Source organism: Psychrobacter nivimaris, from assembly GCF_009812035.1.
In the GTDB taxonomy this organism is placed as follows: domain Bacteria; phylum Pseudomonadota; class Gammaproteobacteria; order Pseudomonadales; family Moraxellaceae; genus Psychrobacter; species Psychrobacter nivimaris.
This window is the reverse complement of record NZ_VZIZ01000003.1, coordinates 18,548-36,005: the sequence shown is the minus strand read 5'-3', so window position 1 is coordinate 36,005 and position 17,458 is coordinate 18,548. Positions and strand designations below refer to the sequence as shown.

Annotated in this window: 15 protein-coding genes; 8 read left to right on the top strand and 7 right to left on the bottom strand. The window is 43.9% G+C overall.

Going from position 1 to position 17,458, the window contains the following annotated elements:
* Positions 1-211 precede the first annotated feature (211 nt).
* The 5 genes from FQV37_RS00880 (at position 212) to FQV37_RS00860 (ending at position 6,012) form a co-directional block, all read left to right on the top strand.
* Positions 212-2,155, top strand: coding sequence for an ATP-binding cassette domain-containing protein (locus FQV37_RS00880; RefSeq protein WP_160020911.1), 1,944 nt, complete (start codon positions 212-214; stop codon positions 2,153-2,155).
* Between the two features lie 521 nt (positions 2,156-2,676).
* Positions 2,677-3,261 carry a ubiquinol-cytochrome c reductase iron-sulfur subunit gene (petA, locus tag FQV37_RS00875; RefSeq protein ID WP_057759305.1) on the top strand — a complete coding sequence of 195 codons (585 nt, stop codon included), beginning with the start codon at positions 2,677-2,679 and terminating at the stop codon, positions 3,259-3,261.
* 22 nt (positions 3,262-3,283) lie between these two features.
* Positions 3,284-4,489 (top strand): cytochrome b, encoded by a 1,206-nt coding sequence (locus tag FQV37_RS00870; RefSeq protein ID WP_179798892.1) that lies wholly within the window; start codon positions 3,284-3,286, stop codon positions 4,487-4,489.
* Positions 4,489-5,202 carry a cytochrome c1 gene (locus FQV37_RS00865; RefSeq protein ID WP_101205476.1) on the top strand — a complete coding sequence of 238 codons (714 nt, stop codon included), beginning with the start codon at positions 4,489-4,491 and terminating at the stop codon, positions 5,200-5,202. The genes FQV37_RS00870 and FQV37_RS00865 overlap by 1 nt, the downstream gene beginning before the upstream one ends.
* Positions 5,203-5,397: 195 nt before the next feature.
* The gene (locus FQV37_RS00860; RefSeq protein ID WP_160020910.1) at positions 5,398-6,012 is read left to right on the top strand and encodes a glutathione S-transferase N-terminal domain-containing protein; all 615 of its coding nucleotides are present in this window, start codon (positions 5,398-5,400) and stop codon (positions 6,010-6,012) included.
* A gap of 128 nt (positions 6,013-6,140) precedes the next feature.
* Here the strand turns inward: FQV37_RS00860 and FQV37_RS00855 are convergent, their stop codons facing one another.
* The gene (locus FQV37_RS00855) at positions 6,141-7,067 is read right to left on the bottom strand and encodes an IS30 family transposase (RefSeq protein ID WP_160020909.1); all 927 of its coding nucleotides are present in this window, start codon (positions 7,065-7,067) and stop codon (positions 6,141-6,143) included.
* A 137-nt stretch (positions 7,068-7,204) separates the two neighbouring features.
* Here FQV37_RS00855 and FQV37_RS00850 point away from each other — a divergent pair, with 137 nt between their 5' ends.
* Complete coding sequence (locus tag FQV37_RS00850; RefSeq protein WP_160020908.1) at positions 7,205-7,642, top strand: ClpXP protease specificity-enhancing factor; 438 nt, start codon at positions 7,205-7,207, stop codon at positions 7,640-7,642.
* Positions 7,643-7,791: 149 nt separating this feature from the next.
* On the opposite strand, the gene dcd is transcribed toward FQV37_RS00850, so the two are convergent.
* The 6 genes from dcd to FQV37_RS00820 form a co-directional block, all read right to left on the bottom strand.
* Positions 7,792-8,367, bottom strand: a complete 576-nt coding sequence (dcd, locus tag FQV37_RS00845) for a dCTP deaminase (protein WP_058024138.1) — start codon at positions 8,365-8,367, stop codon at positions 7,792-7,794.
* A gap of 134 nt (positions 8,368-8,501) precedes the next feature.
* The gene (gene apbC, locus FQV37_RS00840; protein WP_160020907.1) at positions 8,502-9,725 is read right to left on the bottom strand and encodes an iron-sulfur cluster carrier protein ApbC; all 1,224 of its coding nucleotides are present in this window, start codon (positions 9,723-9,725) and stop codon (positions 8,502-8,504) included.
* Between the two features lie 196 nt (positions 9,726-9,921).
* Positions 9,922-10,722, bottom strand: coding sequence for a 3-hydroxybutyrate dehydrogenase (locus FQV37_RS00835; protein WP_160020906.1), 801 nt, complete (start codon positions 10,720-10,722; stop codon positions 9,922-9,924).
* Positions 10,723-10,863: 141 nt separating this feature from the next.
* Positions 10,864-11,493 (bottom strand): 3-oxoacid CoA-transferase subunit B, encoded by a 630-nt coding sequence (locus FQV37_RS00830; protein ID WP_160020905.1) that lies wholly within the window; start codon positions 11,491-11,493, stop codon positions 10,864-10,866.
* A 126-nt stretch (positions 11,494-11,619) separates the two neighbouring features.
* Positions 11,620-12,333: a CoA transferase subunit A gene (locus FQV37_RS00825; RefSeq protein ID WP_160020904.1), complete on the bottom strand. Its 714-nt coding sequence runs from the start codon at positions 12,331-12,333 to the stop codon at positions 11,620-11,622.
* Between the two features lie 139 nt (positions 12,334-12,472).
* A complete protein-coding gene (locus FQV37_RS00820; protein ID WP_160020903.1) occupies positions 12,473-13,813 on the bottom strand; it encodes a short-chain fatty acid transporter in 1,341 nt (446 codons plus the stop codon).
* A gap of 396 nt (positions 13,814-14,209) precedes the next feature.
* On the opposite strand from FQV37_RS00820, the gene FQV37_RS00815 reads away from it, so the two are divergent.
* Positions 14,210-15,085, top strand: a complete 876-nt coding sequence (locus tag FQV37_RS00815; RefSeq protein ID WP_240990900.1) for a GntP family permease — start codon at positions 14,210-14,212, stop codon at positions 15,083-15,085.
* 231 nt (positions 15,086-15,316) lie between these two features.
* Positions 15,317-17,410: a methionine--tRNA ligase gene (gene metG, locus FQV37_RS00810; protein WP_160020902.1), complete on the top strand. Its 2,094-nt coding sequence runs from the start codon at positions 15,317-15,319 to the stop codon at positions 17,408-17,410.
* Positions 17,411-17,458 lie beyond the last annotated feature (48 nt).

The window sequence follows — 17,458 nt, the reverse complement described above, 5'->3', positions numbered from 1 at the left end:
AAGTATTAAATTGAAAGAATGAATTGTTGAGAGGTACTGTAGATTAGTGATAAATCTACAAACATAGTCATGGAATAGGAGCAGTTAGTAAAAGCAATAAATAGTACTGATAAAACTATTTACTCGCACTACAGTGACGCGGTGGCATGTTATACTGCAGGCAATTTTGCAACAACCCCTACCTCACTATTATATAAGCTTAAGATACTCTATGGCACTGATTCATTTAAAAGACATTCACTTAGCCTTTGGCGTCGCGCCTGTTCTTGATGGTATTGATTTTTCTATCAATACAGGCGAGCGTGTGTGCTTGATTGGCCGCAACGGCGAAGGTAAATCTACTTTGTTTAAACTGATCAATGGCTCATTGCAGCCTGACAGTGGCGAGATTATTACCAACAGTAGCATGCGTGTAGCGATGCTAGAGCAAGACGTTCCTGAGACCAGCGGTCGCATATTAGACATCGTTATGGGCGGCAGTCGTCGCACAGCTGATTTGCTCATTAACTATAATAAGCAAGTCGATATGTGCGCGAATGGCGATATGGATGCCTGTGAGCATATGGCGACCCTACAGCATGATATCGATGCGGTACATGGCTGGGACTTAGAACGCGATGCCATGCGTCTGATTACGACCATGGGCCTTAATCCAGAAGACGACTTATCATCCCTATCTGGTGGTCGTAAACGCCGCGTGTTACTCGCTCGTGCGCTAGTCACTAAGCCTGATGTGCTACTCCTAGATGAGCCAACCAACCATTTGGATGTTGAAAGTATCGAATGGTTAGAGCGCTTTTTGCTGGATTGGCAAGGCCTGACGTTGTTGTTCGTGACTCATGATAGAGCATTCGTCAATAAACTATCGACTCGCATTATTGAGCTTGACCGTGGCCAATTGACCAGCTATGACGTGACACAAGGCGAAGGTGGCTACGCGCGCTATCAAGAGCTGAAAGAGCTACAGTTACAAGCTGAAGAAAAGAACAATGCCAACTTTGATAAAAAACTGGCACAAGAAGAAGTTTGGATTCGCCAAGGTATCAAAGCACGTCGCACCCGTAATGAGGGCCGTGTACGTGAACTAAAAGCCTTACGTGAAGAGCGCAGCGATCGCCGTGAGCAAGTGGGCAATGTAAACATCACCATGGGCCAAGGCGAGAAAAGCGGTAAGCTTGTCTGTAAAGTTAAAAACTTACATCTTGAGTATGATGGCAATGTCTTGGTAGATGATTTTACGACCACTATTATGCGTGGCGATAAGATTGGTATTGTCGGCCCTAACGGTGCTGGTAAAACTACGCTTATTAAAGCCCTACTCGATATGTCTGATGATGAAGTTACCAAGTCTGGTAGTGTCGAATTAGGTACTAACCTGAAAATCGCATTCTTCGATCAGTTGCGTGATCAATTGGATCTTGAGGCGAGCGTTGCGCAAAACGTTTCGGAAGGCTCTGACTTTGTCGAAGTTGGTGGCCGTAAGACGCACATCATGAGCTACTTGCAAGACTTTTTATTTGCCCCAGAGCGTGCACGTACACCTGTCAAAGCACTGTCTGGTGGTGAGCGTAACCGAGTACTACTGGCCAAGCAGTTATTAAAACCTGCCAATATTTTGGTACTCGATGAGCCTACCAACGATTTGGACATGGCAACACTTGAGTTGTTAGAAGAATCAGTCGCCAGCTTTGGTGGTACGATTTTGCTGATCAGTCATGATCGTTCATTCATGGACAATGTCGTTACCTCTACGTGGGTGTTTGGCGAAGATGAAGACGGCAAAGGAGTGGTCAATGAGTATGTAGGTGGTTATCAAGAGTACCTCGTACAAAAGAACCGTGAAGAAGCATCCCGTGCTGCCAAAGCACCTGCCAACAATGCGGCTAGTAATAAAGCGACAAATAAGTCTGGCGCGGCAGCGAAACCAAATAAGGCAGCCAAAAAGCTAAATTATAATGATCAACGCGAACTGGATAACTTGCCAAAAGAAATCGCTGCACTCGAAGCCGAACAGGCTCAACTGCAAGAAAAGCTGGCCGATGGCTCTTGGTTCAATACTGACTTTGATGCGGCGACAGCTGCTAGTGAGCATCTCTTAACCATCGAAGATGAGATGATGCACAAGCTTGAACGTTGGAGTGAGCTTGAAGGCTAGTATTGGCAACTCTCTAGCTGAGTTTATTGGAATATCGCACATGTACTATGTATTGCGTATTTCGATAAACAAGTTTCTGATAGTCTGACAAAACATTATTAATTATTATAAAGACATCACCACTTTATTATATAGAGTGGTGATATTTGTTTTACAGCAACTTACAAAGTAGTTAGATGGTGAAAGTTAGTGAACATTACCTTAATTTCAAGTATCATTCGCTATTGCTGAAAATCCTTATTATTTATAAGGTCATCACATCATAATCCTTGTTAAAGCAAAGTTAGCGTTAAACGTTGATAATCCAACTGTTTTGGTTTGATTATCATATTCAACCTTCTAATATGTCCTATTGAGGTTGCTTTATTTTTAACGCAATAATTTATTTTATCACCGAAATAGCTTAGAATAGCAACAATTAGCAAAATTAGGCACAGCTAAAGTGGCTTGATATTGTATATTTTCTAAGCCACAAACCCAGTGTGGGATAATCCCATTTCATTCACCTGGAGGAAGTATTAATGAGCCAAGCCGAAGGCGTTAATGTACAACGCCGTAGAGTTCTTATTGCCTCAACTGCCGCGATTGGTGCAGCTGGGGTAGCTGCCGTGGCGACACCTTTTGTCCGTTCTTGGTACCCAAGCGCTAAAGCTGAGGCTGCAGGGGCTGCAGTGACCCAAGATATTGGTTCTATCGAAGATGGACAAATGATCGTCGTCAAATACCGTGGTAAACCTATTTATGTGGTTAAGCGCACCGAAGACATGGTTGCAGGACTAGAGTCAGTCAAACCTCTATTATCTGATCCTGAGTCTGATGCGTCTCTACAACCTGAATATTGCAAAAATCCTACTCGCTCTTTAGATCCAACCGTATTGGTGGTCGAAGGCGTTTGCACACATTTGGGCTGTGCACCAAACTACCGTCCTGATGTGGGCGCGGTGGATTTAGGTGGTAATGATTGGTACGGCGGATTTTTCTGTCCGTGTCACGGGTCAAAATATGACTTAGCAGGTCGCGTATATAGCGGCGTTCCTGCACCACTTAATTTACCCGTTCCAGAATATGGTATGGATGGTACCATCTTGACGGTTGGGGAGGCTTAATATGAGTATGGGTAAAAAGTTAATGCATTGGGTGGACGCGCGTTTTCCAGCGACCGAAACCTATGAATACCATATGTCAAAGTACTACGCACCAAAGAACTTTAACTTTTGGTACTTCTTTGGCGTGCTATCAATGATCGTACTGGTCAACCAATTGGTGACTGGTATATGGCTTACGATGATGTACAACCCAAGTGCCGAAGGGGCATTTGCGTCTGTTGAATACATCATGCGTGACGTAAAAGGTGGTTGGCTCATTCGCTATATGCACTCAACCGGCGCATCTGCGTTTTTCGTCGTTGTATACCTGCATATGTTTAGAGCCTTGCTATATGGTTCATACCAAAAACCTCGTGAGCTTATCTGGCTCATCGGTATGGGTATCTACCTAGCACTTATGGCAGAAGGTTTCTTCGGTTACCTACTACCTTGGGGCAACATGTCATTCTGGGGTGCTCAGGTTATCTTGAACTTACCTGCAGCTCTACCTGTTATTGGTGATGGCCTTGCTGAATGGGTACGTGGTGACTATATCATCTCTGGTATTACTCTAAACCGTTTCTTTGCGCTACACGTTGTTGCTATTCCATTAGTACTGGTAGGCTTAGTATTCATGCATATTGTAGCATTGCATCATGTGGGCTCGAACAACCCTGATGGCATCGATATTAAGAAGCTAAAAGATAAAAATGGTGTGCCATTAGACGGTATCGAATTCCATCCGTACTACACTGTGCATGACATGGTTGGTATCGTAGTGTTCTTTATCTGTTTCTTTGCAGTGGTATTCTTCTTCCCAGAAGGCGGCGGTTTCTTCCTTGAACCACCAAACTTTGAGACAGCGAACTCACTGAAAACACCAGCACATATTGCACCAGTATGGTACTACACGCCGTTCTACGCTATTTTACGTGCGGTTCCTGACAAGCTTGGTGGCGTGATTGCGATGGGTGGTGCGATTGCCGTACTGTTCTTGATCCCATGGCTTGATAGGTCTCCTGTGCGCTCTATACGTTACAAAGGTATATTATCTAAGATTGCGCTGACCGTCTTTGCTATTAGCTTTGTTGTATTGGGCTACTTGGGTGCGACGCCTGCTACACCAACGGCAACCATCATGGCTCGTGTATTCACGATTCTATATTTCTTGTTCTTCTTACTGATGCCTTTCTACACTGCGATTGAGAAGTGTAAACAGCCACCAGAACGCGTTACCGGAGGTCACTAATGAACACGCTAATTAAATCCCTAGCTGGTCTAGGCTTAGGCGCGGCATTAACCTTGACTGCTGGTACGGCAATGGCTTCAGGCAGTGGCTGCGGTACATTCACCAATGCAGATGGCGTTGATGAACACCTGGCTTGTAGTACAGCTCCTATTGATTTTACCAATAAGGGCTCACTACAAAACGGCGCGAAGATCTTTATGAACTACTGTGCTGGGTGTCACTCAGCCAAGTACGTTCGTCATTCGCGCATTGCCAAAGATTTAGAGATACCGCCTGAGTTGGTTGAAAAGTATTTGATGGTTACTACCGATCAAATCGGTGACCACATTACTGCTGAGATAGATCCTGAGATTCAAGCATCTTGGTTTGGCGCAGCGCCGCCTGATCTATCACTTGAGACACGTCTACGTGGCGACGACTGGGTATATACTTACCTACTATCGTTCTATGAAGATCCAAGCCGTCCTTGGGGTGCAAACAACTTAGTACTGGCCAATGCAGCGATGCCTCACGTATTGCATAATATGCAAGAAGAGTTGAGCCAAGAAGAGTTTGAATCTGAAGTTGGTGACTTGGTTAACTTTATGGCGTGGATGGGTGAACCTGCTCGCCACGACCGTCAAGTAATTGGTTTCTTTGTCATTCTATTCTTATTAGTACTGCTCATCCCAGTTTACTTATTGAATAAAGAATTCTGGAAAGATGTCAAATAAGTCATAGTTAACAGACCGTTCTGAGAATTAAAAAAGGCACTACTCCGGTAGTGCTTTTTTGTGCCTTGATATAGAGCATAAACACTAGAGAAGCCAGAAAATAAGCCGCTCAGCGCTAATGTTTACGTACACTACCTTGATAAACGTTGCGAGTTTGTTTACGATGACAACCTTCACTATTAACATTAGGCTTTCATGATTGATGCGAATGACATTCCAAGTAGTCAGCTAATTTTGTATGCTGATGACGGCTACGACAGTCATGTGGTACGCCTATTACTTGAAGAAAAAAAGCTCGCTTACTATTTGTCTCGTCTGCATTCTGAGCGCCCTGAAGATTTGACTGAGCTAAACCCCTATCATACCTTGCCTGTATTGCAGCAGCGTGAGATTGCGCTTTATGAGGTTAACGTCATTTTTGAGTATCTTGAAGAGCGTTATCACACAAATAAATTGCTCCCTGAGACACCGCAAGAACGTGCACAGTTTCGCCAATTGGCTTGGCGCATTCAGCGTGATTGGTTAGTACTTGGCAAGCGCTTGCTGACACATCCAGATAGCTTTAATAAAGCACAGGCTGCCGTTGCCAAAAAACAGCTTAGTGATTCGTTGATTACTCTGTCACCGCTGTTTGCTCATAAGCCTTATTTTATGGCTGATGAGTTTGGCTGGTGTGACGTGTTATTAGCACCACTATTATGGCGATTAGATGAGATGGGGATTGAGCTGCCACGTGCCATTAGCCGTCCATTGTTCGAATACCAAACGAGAGTGTTTGAGCGTAGTAGCTTCCAAAAAAGCGTGCGTTGATTAGACAAGTATCGAAAGCTGTCCTAAAATAAAGTATAAATAAGATAGACGTTAATTAGCATTTTTTATTTGATAAATTGCTGAACGAGATATTTTTCATTACTTAGATTAACACACCAAGTGCAACGCTAATTAATATTATAGAACGCCTGCATAGGCGTTTTAAACCCTAAGCGTTTTCTTGGTCTGTTATTTAGTTTGTTCTCAATGTCCTGCATCTCATCATCAGAGACTTGTCTAAAGTCACAGCCTTTAGGCAGATACTCTCTGATCAAGCCGTTGGTATTTTCGTTGGTTCCTCGCTGCCATGACGCATAAGCATCGGCAAAGAAGAAAGAGCTAAAGAGCTTTTGTTTCACCTTTTTATGCTGAGCAAACTCTTTACCATTGTCAGAGGTAATGGTCTTAACCTGCAACCTCACTGGCTTTAAGAGCTCTATCATTGCCTCTGATACTTGCTGTGCCGTTTTATTATCCACACGTTTCATCTTCAGCAGCCCTGTTTTACGTTCAACGAGCGTGACAATCGCTTGCTTGTGATGCTGACCGATAATGGTATCCGCCTCCCAGTCGCCAATCCGCGTGCGCGCATCAACGATGGAGGGGCGCTCATGGATAGAGACTCTGTCATTAATACGACCACGAGTCTCAGCAGTTAAACGCTGCCGATAAGGCTTGGCTTTACGTCTGAGACACTGCCATAACCTGCCGCCCTTACGCTTGTTTGTCCATATATAGCGATAAATGCTCATATGACTGAGTCCACCATGAACACCTGCTATTTGCTGGGGACTCCAGTTCTCTTTAAGCTTGTCTGTGACCCAGTCCCATACGTCAGCGATGATGCTGAGCGCATTGTTTGATCGTCTTGCACAAGCTTTCTTATGAGCGTTATTGACTCGGTAACCGCGCAGGCTTTTATTGCGTCTGATTTCTCTTAATATGGTACTGGGACTTCTGTTTAACGCCCGCGCTATAAAATTAATACTATGTTCTGCCCCTATAAGGGCATAAATCTGGTATCGTTCCCCTAGGCTTAGATGCGTATAGTTCATGGTTGCAATCTCACTTTGGTCGGTGGATAAAGACTTTGATGCTAGCGCATCTAGGCCTCTTTTTCACCTGCTCTTTGATATTGCACTTCATGTGTTAATCTAAGTTATTAAAAATTATTAGTATAGGAAATCATTAGATGAGCGAAACCACCTCTATTACACCTACCCGCCCTTATATGGTACGCGCACTATATCAATGGATAGAAGACAACGCTCTGACACCATACTTGATGGTCGATGCCACTGCTGACAATGTGCAAATACCAACCGAGCATGTGCAAGACGGTCGTATCGTATTGAATATCGCTAGCCGTGCTACTGGTAACATGAGTATGGAAAATGACTATATTCATTTTAGCGCGCGTTTTGGTGGTGTATCACAAGAAATCTGGGTACCGCTTACTGCGGTGATGGGTATCTATGCAAAAGAGAACTCACAGGGTATGTTCTTTGATCCAAAAGAGTATGACAACTATCAGCCAGAAGACGACTCAGCACCAATGTCTAGCAACAGTCCTGCTAAAGCGCCTAAACCAAAGCGCGATAATAAAGCGGGTTTAAAGGTCTTAAAGTAGAAAATCTTGAAATAAATAGAACCTTAGAACAGTTCTATTTAACCCAATAAAAAAGCTAGCCATATTTAATATGACTAGCTTTTTTATTAACTATTTAAAGGCTTATTAACTTTCTATAACTGATAAGCTTTTAAACGGACGCTTACTGACTAGGTTCTTGGCAGTGTTACACCGCGCTGACCTTGGTATTTGCCACCGCGATCTTTATAACTGGTCTCACAGACATCATCGGCATCGCTTTGGAAGAACAGCATTTGCGCCACGCCTTCACCAGCGTAGATACGTGCTGGCAGATTGGTTGTATTACTAAACTCTAAAGTAACGTGCCCTTCCCACTCAGGCTCAAGCGGCGTTACGTTGACAATAATACCACAGCGCGCGTAAGTTGACTTACCTAGGCAGATAGTCAATACATCACGCGGAATACGGAAATACTCCATAGTACGAGCTAAAGCAAACGAATTAGGTGGAATGATACACTCGTCACCAACGATATCGATAAAGCTTTTATCATCGAAGTTCTTAGGATCAACGACCACTGAATGTACGTTGGTAAAAACTTTAAATTCAGGAGCACAGCGCACATCATAACCGTAGCTTGAGGTGCCGTAGCTAACCAAACGCTCGCCTGCATCATTAAAACGTACTTGACCCGGCTCGTATGGCTCAATCATGCCGTGCTCTTCGGCCATTTTACGAATCCAGCGGTCAGACTTAATAGACATTGTTGTTCCTTAGCAAATATTTAATAGCGACGATTATACGGAATTGACGGCTGAATTTATAGCGTGATGGCTGTTTTATCCTACATTGGTTTTAGACTAGCTAAACAACCAGCACCCTATTCAATCATTAGACACTAGAAAATCCGCTTGTCATCGACAGGCTTTGCAAATTTATTGATATTGGTTTCGATGTTTTTGGCAATATCTAGATAATACTGTGCAAACTCATCATCAGCTAAGACGCTTGGCACACCTTTATCAACTTGTGCACGAATGCCACTGGCAAGTGGTAGCTGACCCAATAGCGGTACCTGATACTGCTCAGCGATAAACTCACCGCCACCCGTACCAAAGATCGCTTCGGTGTGGTTACAATTGCTACAAGTGTGTAGCGCCATGTTTTCAACCACACCAAGCACAGGAATATTAGTCTTGTTAAACATCTCAACGCCTTTTTGCGCATCGAGTAAGGCAACATGCTGCGGTGTCGTGACAATGACAGCACCTGTGACTGGAATACGCTGCGCCAATGTCAGCTGTATATCACCCGTACCGGGTGGCATATCAATCACTAGATAGTCTAGCTGCGGCCAGTTGGTTTGATTGTATAGCTGCATCAATGCACCCGTTGCCTTCGGTCCACGCCATGCAACCGGGGTATTATCTCCATCAAGTAAGCTACCGATAGAGAGCATTGCCATACCATGCGCATCAACAGGTACGAACTGCTCGTTTTCTAGTTGCGGCTTCACATCAGCAACGCCCAACATCGTTGGCATACTAGGACCATAGATATCGGCATCCAGCACACCAACTCGGTTGCCAAGCTTTTGTAGTGCTAAAGCGATATTGACCGTCGTTGTCGATTTACCAACACCGCCTTTACCTGATGCCACGACAATAATATGACGAATACGAGGATGCGCGGACAACGATGCTTGCGTAGGTGCCGCTTTCGTAATCGGTGGCTCAGCGTTAGTGCTACTAGCATTGTTATTAGCGCCAGATGAAGGCTGGGATTCCATCGCATTGGTTGTCTTTGGCATCTGCTTTGGTAAGCTTGAACCTGAACCCTTTTCTGGCGCAGGCAGACGCACGTTCATATGAATCGTGGTAATACCGTGTGGATGTAGCAACTGCCCAAGCTCCTGCTGGATAACTTCAGGATTGCTGTCTTTCGGCAAACGCAGGTCTAATGTAAGTGCTGCTCCATCACGCTCAAGTCCTGTGACCATCGTGGCAATACTGACAGCACCTATCTCATATCCAAGTAGGACTTTGTCGACGGCACTATCACGCTCTGCCTGCTGCTGAGGCGTTTCGGTTTTTGTGGTTTTTTTCTTCATAAAGTTAAACATAGCTACTATTATGGCCTATACAAGTGGGTAGATCTGGCAAATCGCTCAAGTTGTCTCATTGCGTATCTCACAAACAATAGCGTTGATGAGTGTATTAGCCAGACCTTCTATCGTGACAGTGTAGCTGAATTGGACGTATAAAAAAACCACAACGCCAGTAGGTCTGACGTTGTGGTATATGCAAATTGTATATATATTAATTCATAAACCAACCATGGCTGGCCACGATAGATTGTCCAGTGAATACATTGGTTGGGAAAGCCGCCAAAAATAGTGCCAATTGGGCAATGTCTTCTACTGTCGTAAACTCTTTATCTACGGTATTGACCAGCATGATATCGTTAATAACCGACTCTTCACTGATGCCTTTTTCAGCTGCCTGCTCTGGAATTTGTTTTTCTACCAATGGCGTTTTGACAAATCCTGGGCAAATCACATGCGAGCGTACCTTATGCGCTGCACCTTCTTTGGCCAATACACGGCACAGCCCTAGTAGTCCGTGCTTCGCGGTTACATAGGGGGCTTTATACAATGAGGCCTCATGCGAGTGCGCAGAGCCCATATAAATAACTGTGCCGCCTTTATCGCCTTTATACATGTGCTTAATCGCTGCTTTAGTGGTCAAAAAAGCGCCATCTAAGTGGATGTTCAGCATTTTTTTCCAATCGCTAAAAGCCATTTTATCGATAGGATCAATAATCTGAATACCAGCATTAGAAACCAAAATATCAATACTGCCAAAAGCATCAACTAGCTGTTGTACACCATCGTTTACCGCCTCTTCTGAGGTAACATCCATGGCAATCGCCAGAGCACGTCCACCAGCAGCTTCAATAGCATCGACGGTCTTCTGTGCCGCTTCGAGATTAATATCGGCAATACCAACTGCTGCCCCTGCTTTTGCATAAGTCTCAGCGATGTCACGTCCGATACCGCTTGCAGAGCCAGTGACCAACGCTACTTTGCCTGTCAAATCTTGTTCTAATTGGGTCGCCATACATATTCCTTATCATGGTCTAAAATATTATTAGTTTTTATAAAATTGAACTGAACAAATACGCCACTATAATCATAGTGGCGTATTTATTTGCGGGAGAAAATATATTAATCTTACGACAGTCACTTTACTGTACAAAGTTTACTGAATAATACTTACTGGCGTTTTTTCTTGTAGCTCATCAAAGCTCACACCATCCGCTAATTCAACCAGTTTGAGGCCTTCATCAGTGACGTCTAATACGGCAAGCTCGGTGATGATACGATCAACCACGCCTTTACCCGTCAATGGTAGCTCACAGTTTGCCAAAATTTTTGGTTCGCCATGCTTATTGACCTGCTCCATCAATACAATCACACGCTGCACACCTGCGACCAAATCCATCGCCCCGCCCATGCCTTTAACCATCTTTTTGGGAATCATCCAATTGGCCAAATCTCCTTTTTCTGAGACTTCCATCGCGCCCAATATGGCCAAGTTGACATGACCACCACGAATCATTGAGAAAGACTCTGAGCTACTAAAATAGCTAGCACCTGCTTCTGCGGTCACCGTTTGCTTGCCCGCGTTAATCAAGTCGGCATCTACGTTTTCTGTTGTAGGGAACTCACCAATACCTAGCAAGCCATTCTCTGATTGTAGCCATACGTCTACGCCTTCAGGAATATAGTTAGCGACTAGCGTTGGTAGACCAATGCCCAAGTTGACGTAATAGCCGTCTTGTAGCTCTTTTGCCGCGCGCTGCGCCATTTGTTCTCTTGTCCATGCCATGCTGATTTCCTTATTTTTTTACGATATTCTATTGTTATTCATCTGAATCGTTAGTTATCTAAACAATTAGCTATCTAAGTTATTATCAATCTAAAAACTGACGATAAGTTTCAACCATGATTTTATCTAAGCGCCTTCTAGCGCTTTAGTCGTGGTTTTTTCGATACGTTTTTCAGGGCTAGCATTCAGCACAATACGTTGAACGAAAATACCCGGTAGATGCACTTCGTCTGGATCAAACGTACCTGTCTCAACGATTTCTTCTACTTCAACGATCGTGATTTTACCGGCCATCGCACAATCTGGATTAAAGTTACGAGCGGTTTTATTAAATATTAGATTGCCCGCTTTATCAGCCTTTTGTGCTTTGATGAGTGCCACATCCGCACGCAGTGAATGCTCTAACACATAAGTACGACCATCAAAATCACGCGTTTCTTTACCTTCGGCAACTAATGTGCCCACACCGGTCGCGGTATAGAATGCAGGAATACCCGCACCACCTGAGCGTAGCTTTTCGGCCAATGTACCTTGCGGGGTTAGCTCAACTTCTAACTCGCCTGCCAAGTACTGACGCTCGAACTCTTTGTTTTCACCCACGTATGATGAAATCATTTTCTTGATTTGGCGGGTCTGTAGTAGCAGACCAAGTCCAAAATCATCGACGCCAGCGTTGTTACTAATACAGGTCAACTCTTCAACGCCACTATCGCGCAATGCTGCAATTAATGCTTCTGGAATACCGCATAGTCCAAAACCACCGATAGCGAGTGTTTGCCCATCACTGACGATGCCACTTAACGCCTCTTCGGCACTGTTATATACTTTTGATTGACTCATGCTTATCTCCTATGATTATCATTTATATTTTTTAATCCGTGTAAAGCTCATTCTGAATTAGCTATATCAAATATCCATTTGATGATTACTTTTCACGCATTTTATTTTACGACTCTTATTTCTTTTGAGCATTACAACGTTATACCACCAACCAAAACACGCCCATTATGACTGCGCCAGATACGGCAAGCACGATCAAGCAGTAACCCATAATTGCTCTCGCATCCAAACCTGCGATACCCAACAACGGCAAAGCCCAAAACGGCTGAATCATATTGGTCCACGCGTCCCCCCACGCAATTGCCATCGCAGTGATGGCTGGACTGACACCCAGCTCAATGCCAGCTGGAATCATAACGGGGCCTTGCACAGCAAACTGTCCACCGCCCGATGGCACAAAGACATTGATCAAACCTGCACTCAAAAATGCAAAAATCGGAAAACTGTCGGCAGAAGCGGAATTGACAAAAAACTCGGTGACTTGCGTACTGATGGAGATGCCATCCGCATTTGCACCCGTCATAATTCCCATGATGCCGCCATAGAAAGGGAACAGCAGTACAATGCCTGTGATACCGCCGATGCCTGAGTGTACGGCGCGATAATAGCGCTCTAGCGTGCCATGCGATAACAAACCAATGAATAAGAATAGCCCAATGACAATGTTTAACCCTAGATTAAAGCCGTTGTTGCCAAACTCGCTGATATAGTACATCAGTGCCAACGCCAGCAATATCACGGCGATGATACGGCTATCATCGAGCTTTTGCGCAGGTGTATTTCTTTGGGGCGCGACGTAGATCTCTTCTTTGATTAATTTAGGATCAATCACGGTAGGATTTTTGGGATGCATAAAGCGGTTTAGCAGCGGCAAGATAACAATGAGTAAACCTACAATCAGTAAGTTATAGCCTGCGAATACACTCTGAGATAAAGGCACTGCTTCGGTCATCGTATTGCCAGATAGCGTCAGTAGCGTATCGCCACCCGAACTAAGCGTCAAAGGTATCGAGCCTGAGAAGCCGCCATGCCAAATCACAAAACCCGAATAAGCCGCAGCAACGAGTAAAGGATAATCAACATTGGCGACTTTCTTTGCTAGTGCTTTGGCAAAAATAGCCCCGATAATCAGACCAAAACCCCAGTTTATCCACGAACTGACCAACCCAACTAGGGTCGATACGATAATGGCGGTCGTAGGAGAATGAACTCTGCTGGCAAGATTGTCCAATAACCGTTGAATAAAGGGTGCACTGGCAAACGCGTAACCTGTGACCAAAATCAGCGCCATTTGCATCGCAAAGCTATGTAACGACCACAGTCCATTACCCCAGTGCCCTGCCATCGCAATCATATCTTGACCAGTAATAGCTAAGCCAACCGCGAACGCAATGAGGGTTAAAACAATTGAAAAGACAAACGGAGATGGTAGATAGCGATTGACCAGCTGTACGCTCACGTTAGTGATGGCACTAAACATATTCACATTCCTTGTAAATTTGCTGTTTGTGATGAGATTGATGACCAGTTTTTATGGTTAGCGCTTATTGTCAATAGCCTTCCATTTGATAAGCGCGGCTCATATCAAACATTATACTTTATATTTTTATTTATAATAATACATATTATATCGATATATCATGTATAAAATACTTATGCTAACTTAACATATTATTTTCGTAGCGCCTAGTTGCTTAGTGATTAGAAAATAACCCCAAGAGGACGCGAGTCCACAAAGTATTCCTTATCCTTCAGTAATATCGCAACTGGATTTATGTTTAATAAAATACAATAAATAAGGTTTTTTGATTAATTTCTTACCTATATTAATAAGCGCGATATATTCGCTGTCTTAATTTTGCCAAGGAGGGCTATCATGTTTAGTACATTTGCGATTGTCATCACCCTATTATTACTCATGTTTTTTGCTTATCGCGGTTACTCTGTGCTGATCCTAGCACCGATTATGGCGACGCTAGCAGTCTTACTATCAGGTGACTTCTTAAGCACCATCCCCGCTTATACCGATGTCTTTATGGGCGCGTTAAGTGGATTCTTACTCAAGTTTTTTCCTATATTCTTGCTAGGGGCATTGTTTGGGCGTTTGATGGCCGACTCTGGTGCAGCAACTGCCATTGCCAATACCGTCGTCGAAAAGCTCGGTGCCAGCAAAGCCATACTTGCAGTGATTTTGGTCTGTGCCATTTTGACTTATGGTGGCGTCTCGTTATTCGTTGTGGCTTTTGCTATTTATCCAATCGCCAAAGACTTGTTTAGAGCAGCCGATATCCCAAAACGTTTGATTCCAGCAGCGATTGCCCTAGGGTCATTTACGTTTACGATGACTGCACTGCCAGGCACGCCAGCCATTCAAAACGCTATTCCAATTCCTTACTATAATACCAACGTATTTGCCGCGCCTATCTTGGGTATCATTGGCGGTACGATCATGTTTATCTGTGGTTGGTTGTGGCTTCAGTCACGTGCGAGAAAAGCCAATGCAGCGGGCGAAGGCTATGGTCAGCATGATGAAGAGGATGTAGGCGGCGTTGGAGCGGCTGCAAAAGAAGCTAAAGAAGCTAAAGAAGCTGATGTATTAAACACTCATCACACTTCATTCACCATTGCGATGATTCCGCTGGTATTGGTCATTGGCTTGAATGCTATATTGACCTATGTGGTATTCCCGTCGATAGATTTTAGTAGTCTAAAAACTCAATTCCCAGATGGGTTTTTTATGGCTGGTTTATGACCATCAACATGCGGTGTAAACCTATCGTTCATGGCTAATAAATGCTTGCCAAATGAGAAGTAATTACCAAGGAATATCACAAAATTATCTGAATTACGGTATCATAGGCACACTTTTTGATTTTTTATTATTTTTAGAAGTTTTTAGCATTAACGATGTCGCATCTATGAGCGATGAGCCGCTTAAGATGTTCGATAACTAACCCGTTTATATAAAAATATAGGTGATTTTGTGCGTGAGATTCTAGTAACCAGTGCGCTGCCCTACGCCAATGGCTATATCCATTTGGGGCATCTTGTAGAATATATTCAGACCGACATTTGGGTACGTGCGATGAAAGCGCAAGGCCATCAGGTCACCTATGTCTGCGCGGATGACGCACACGGTACGGCAATCATGCTCAAAGCAGAAGCCAATGGCGTCACGCCAGAAGAGCAAATTGCCTCAGTCAAAGCCTCACACGAAGCGGATTTTTCAAAGTTCCTGATCAATTTTGATAATTATCACAGCACTCATTCAGAAGAAAACAAACAGTTCTCTGAGCTGATTTATCGTCGTCTCAATGAGGCTGGTCATATCAGCACAAAAGATGTCGAGCAGCTATTTGATCCTGAAAAGCAATTGTTTTTAGCCGATCGTTTTGTCAAAGGCACTTGCCCTGAGTGTGACTCACCAGATCAATATGGTGATAACTGCGAAGTATGCGGCACCACTTACGATGCAACAGATCTAAAGGACCCGCATTCAACATTGTCTGATGCAACCCCTGTCCTTAAAACTTCTAAGCATTATTTCTTTGATTTGCCAGAGTTTGAGCAGTTCTTACAGGACTGGACGCGCAGTGACAATCGTTTGCAAACCTCAGTCGCCAACAAGCTACAAGAATGGTTTGAGGCAGGACTTGCCAGCTGGGATATCTCACGCGATGCGCCCTACTTCGGCTTCCAAATTCCAGATACCCCAAGTGATGAGCCAGACAAATACTTTTACGTATGGCTAGATGCGCCAGTTGGCTACATGGCAAGCTTTAAAAACCTATGTGATAAACGTGCAGGGACAGACCAAGCACTTGATTTTGACCGCTACTGGGCACAAGAAAACGAGCATAAAACCGAGGTTTATCACTTCATCGGTAAAGACATTGTTTACTTCCATGCCTTGTTTTGGCCAGCCATGCTAGCTGGTAGCGAATACCGTACACCGACTGGTGTTTTTGCCCATGGTTTCTTAATGGTCAATGGCGAAAAAATGAGTAAGTCACGCGGTACCTTTATTAAGGCCGAGACTTATGCTGAGCACTTACATCCTGAATATCTGCGTTATTATTTCGCCAGCAAACTGTCTGACAAAGTCGAAGACATCAACTTAGATTTAGAAGACTTTATGCAAAAGGTTAACTCTGATCTGGTTGGAAAAGTGGTCAATATCGCCAGTCGTAGTGCAGGGTTCTTGGTTAAGAAGTACGACGGCATGCTGTCAGAAGTTTGCGTCGAGTCAGAGCTATTAGAAGACATCACCAAAACGGGCGATGAGATTGCTGCTGCCTATGAGAATCGTGAATTCTCACGTGCTATGCGTTTAATCATGCAATGTGCGGACAAAGCCAACGAATATATCGATGCCAAGAAGCCATGGTCACTAGCGAAGTTGGAGGGTACTGAGCAAGAAGTTCAAGACGTCTGCTCGGTAGCTATCAATATTTTCCGTCAATTGATGGTTTATCTTGCGCCAGTATTACCTGAGCTGACTAATAATGCTAAAGAGTTTTTAAACCTTAAGGATTTAAGTTTTGCCAGTCGTAATGAGTGGTTACTAGGTCATAAAATCAATAAGTTCAAACCACTGATGCAGCGTATCGAAGAAAAAGATATTGAAGCAATGGTAGAAGATTCTAAAGCATCCTTAACTCAAGCAGACGCTCCTGCTGCAACTGAAAGTAGTAAGCCTGCCGCAAAAGAAAAAGCACCTGTAACAAATGCAGATGCCGAGCAAACTGACTATATTGGTATCGAAGACTTTGCCAAAGTCGAGATGAAAGTCGCACACGTTTTAGAGTGTAACCATGTCGAAGGTGCTGATAAGTTACTACAGTTCACGCTAGATGTTGGTGAAGATAAGCCACGTAACGTATTTAGCGGAATTCGTAAGTTCTATGAGCCTGAGCAATTGATTAATAAGAAAGTCATTTGCGTGACCAACCTTGCTCCGCGTAAGATGAAATTTGGCGTATCAGAAGGCATGGTATTGTCAACTGGCGAGCCAAAGACAGGCTTAACAGTCGTTACCTTGCCAGATGCTTGTGTTGTTGGCGACGTACTGGCATAACGGTTATTTTTAGGATTAAAAAATAAAAAAAGATGCCCTAAGCGGCAT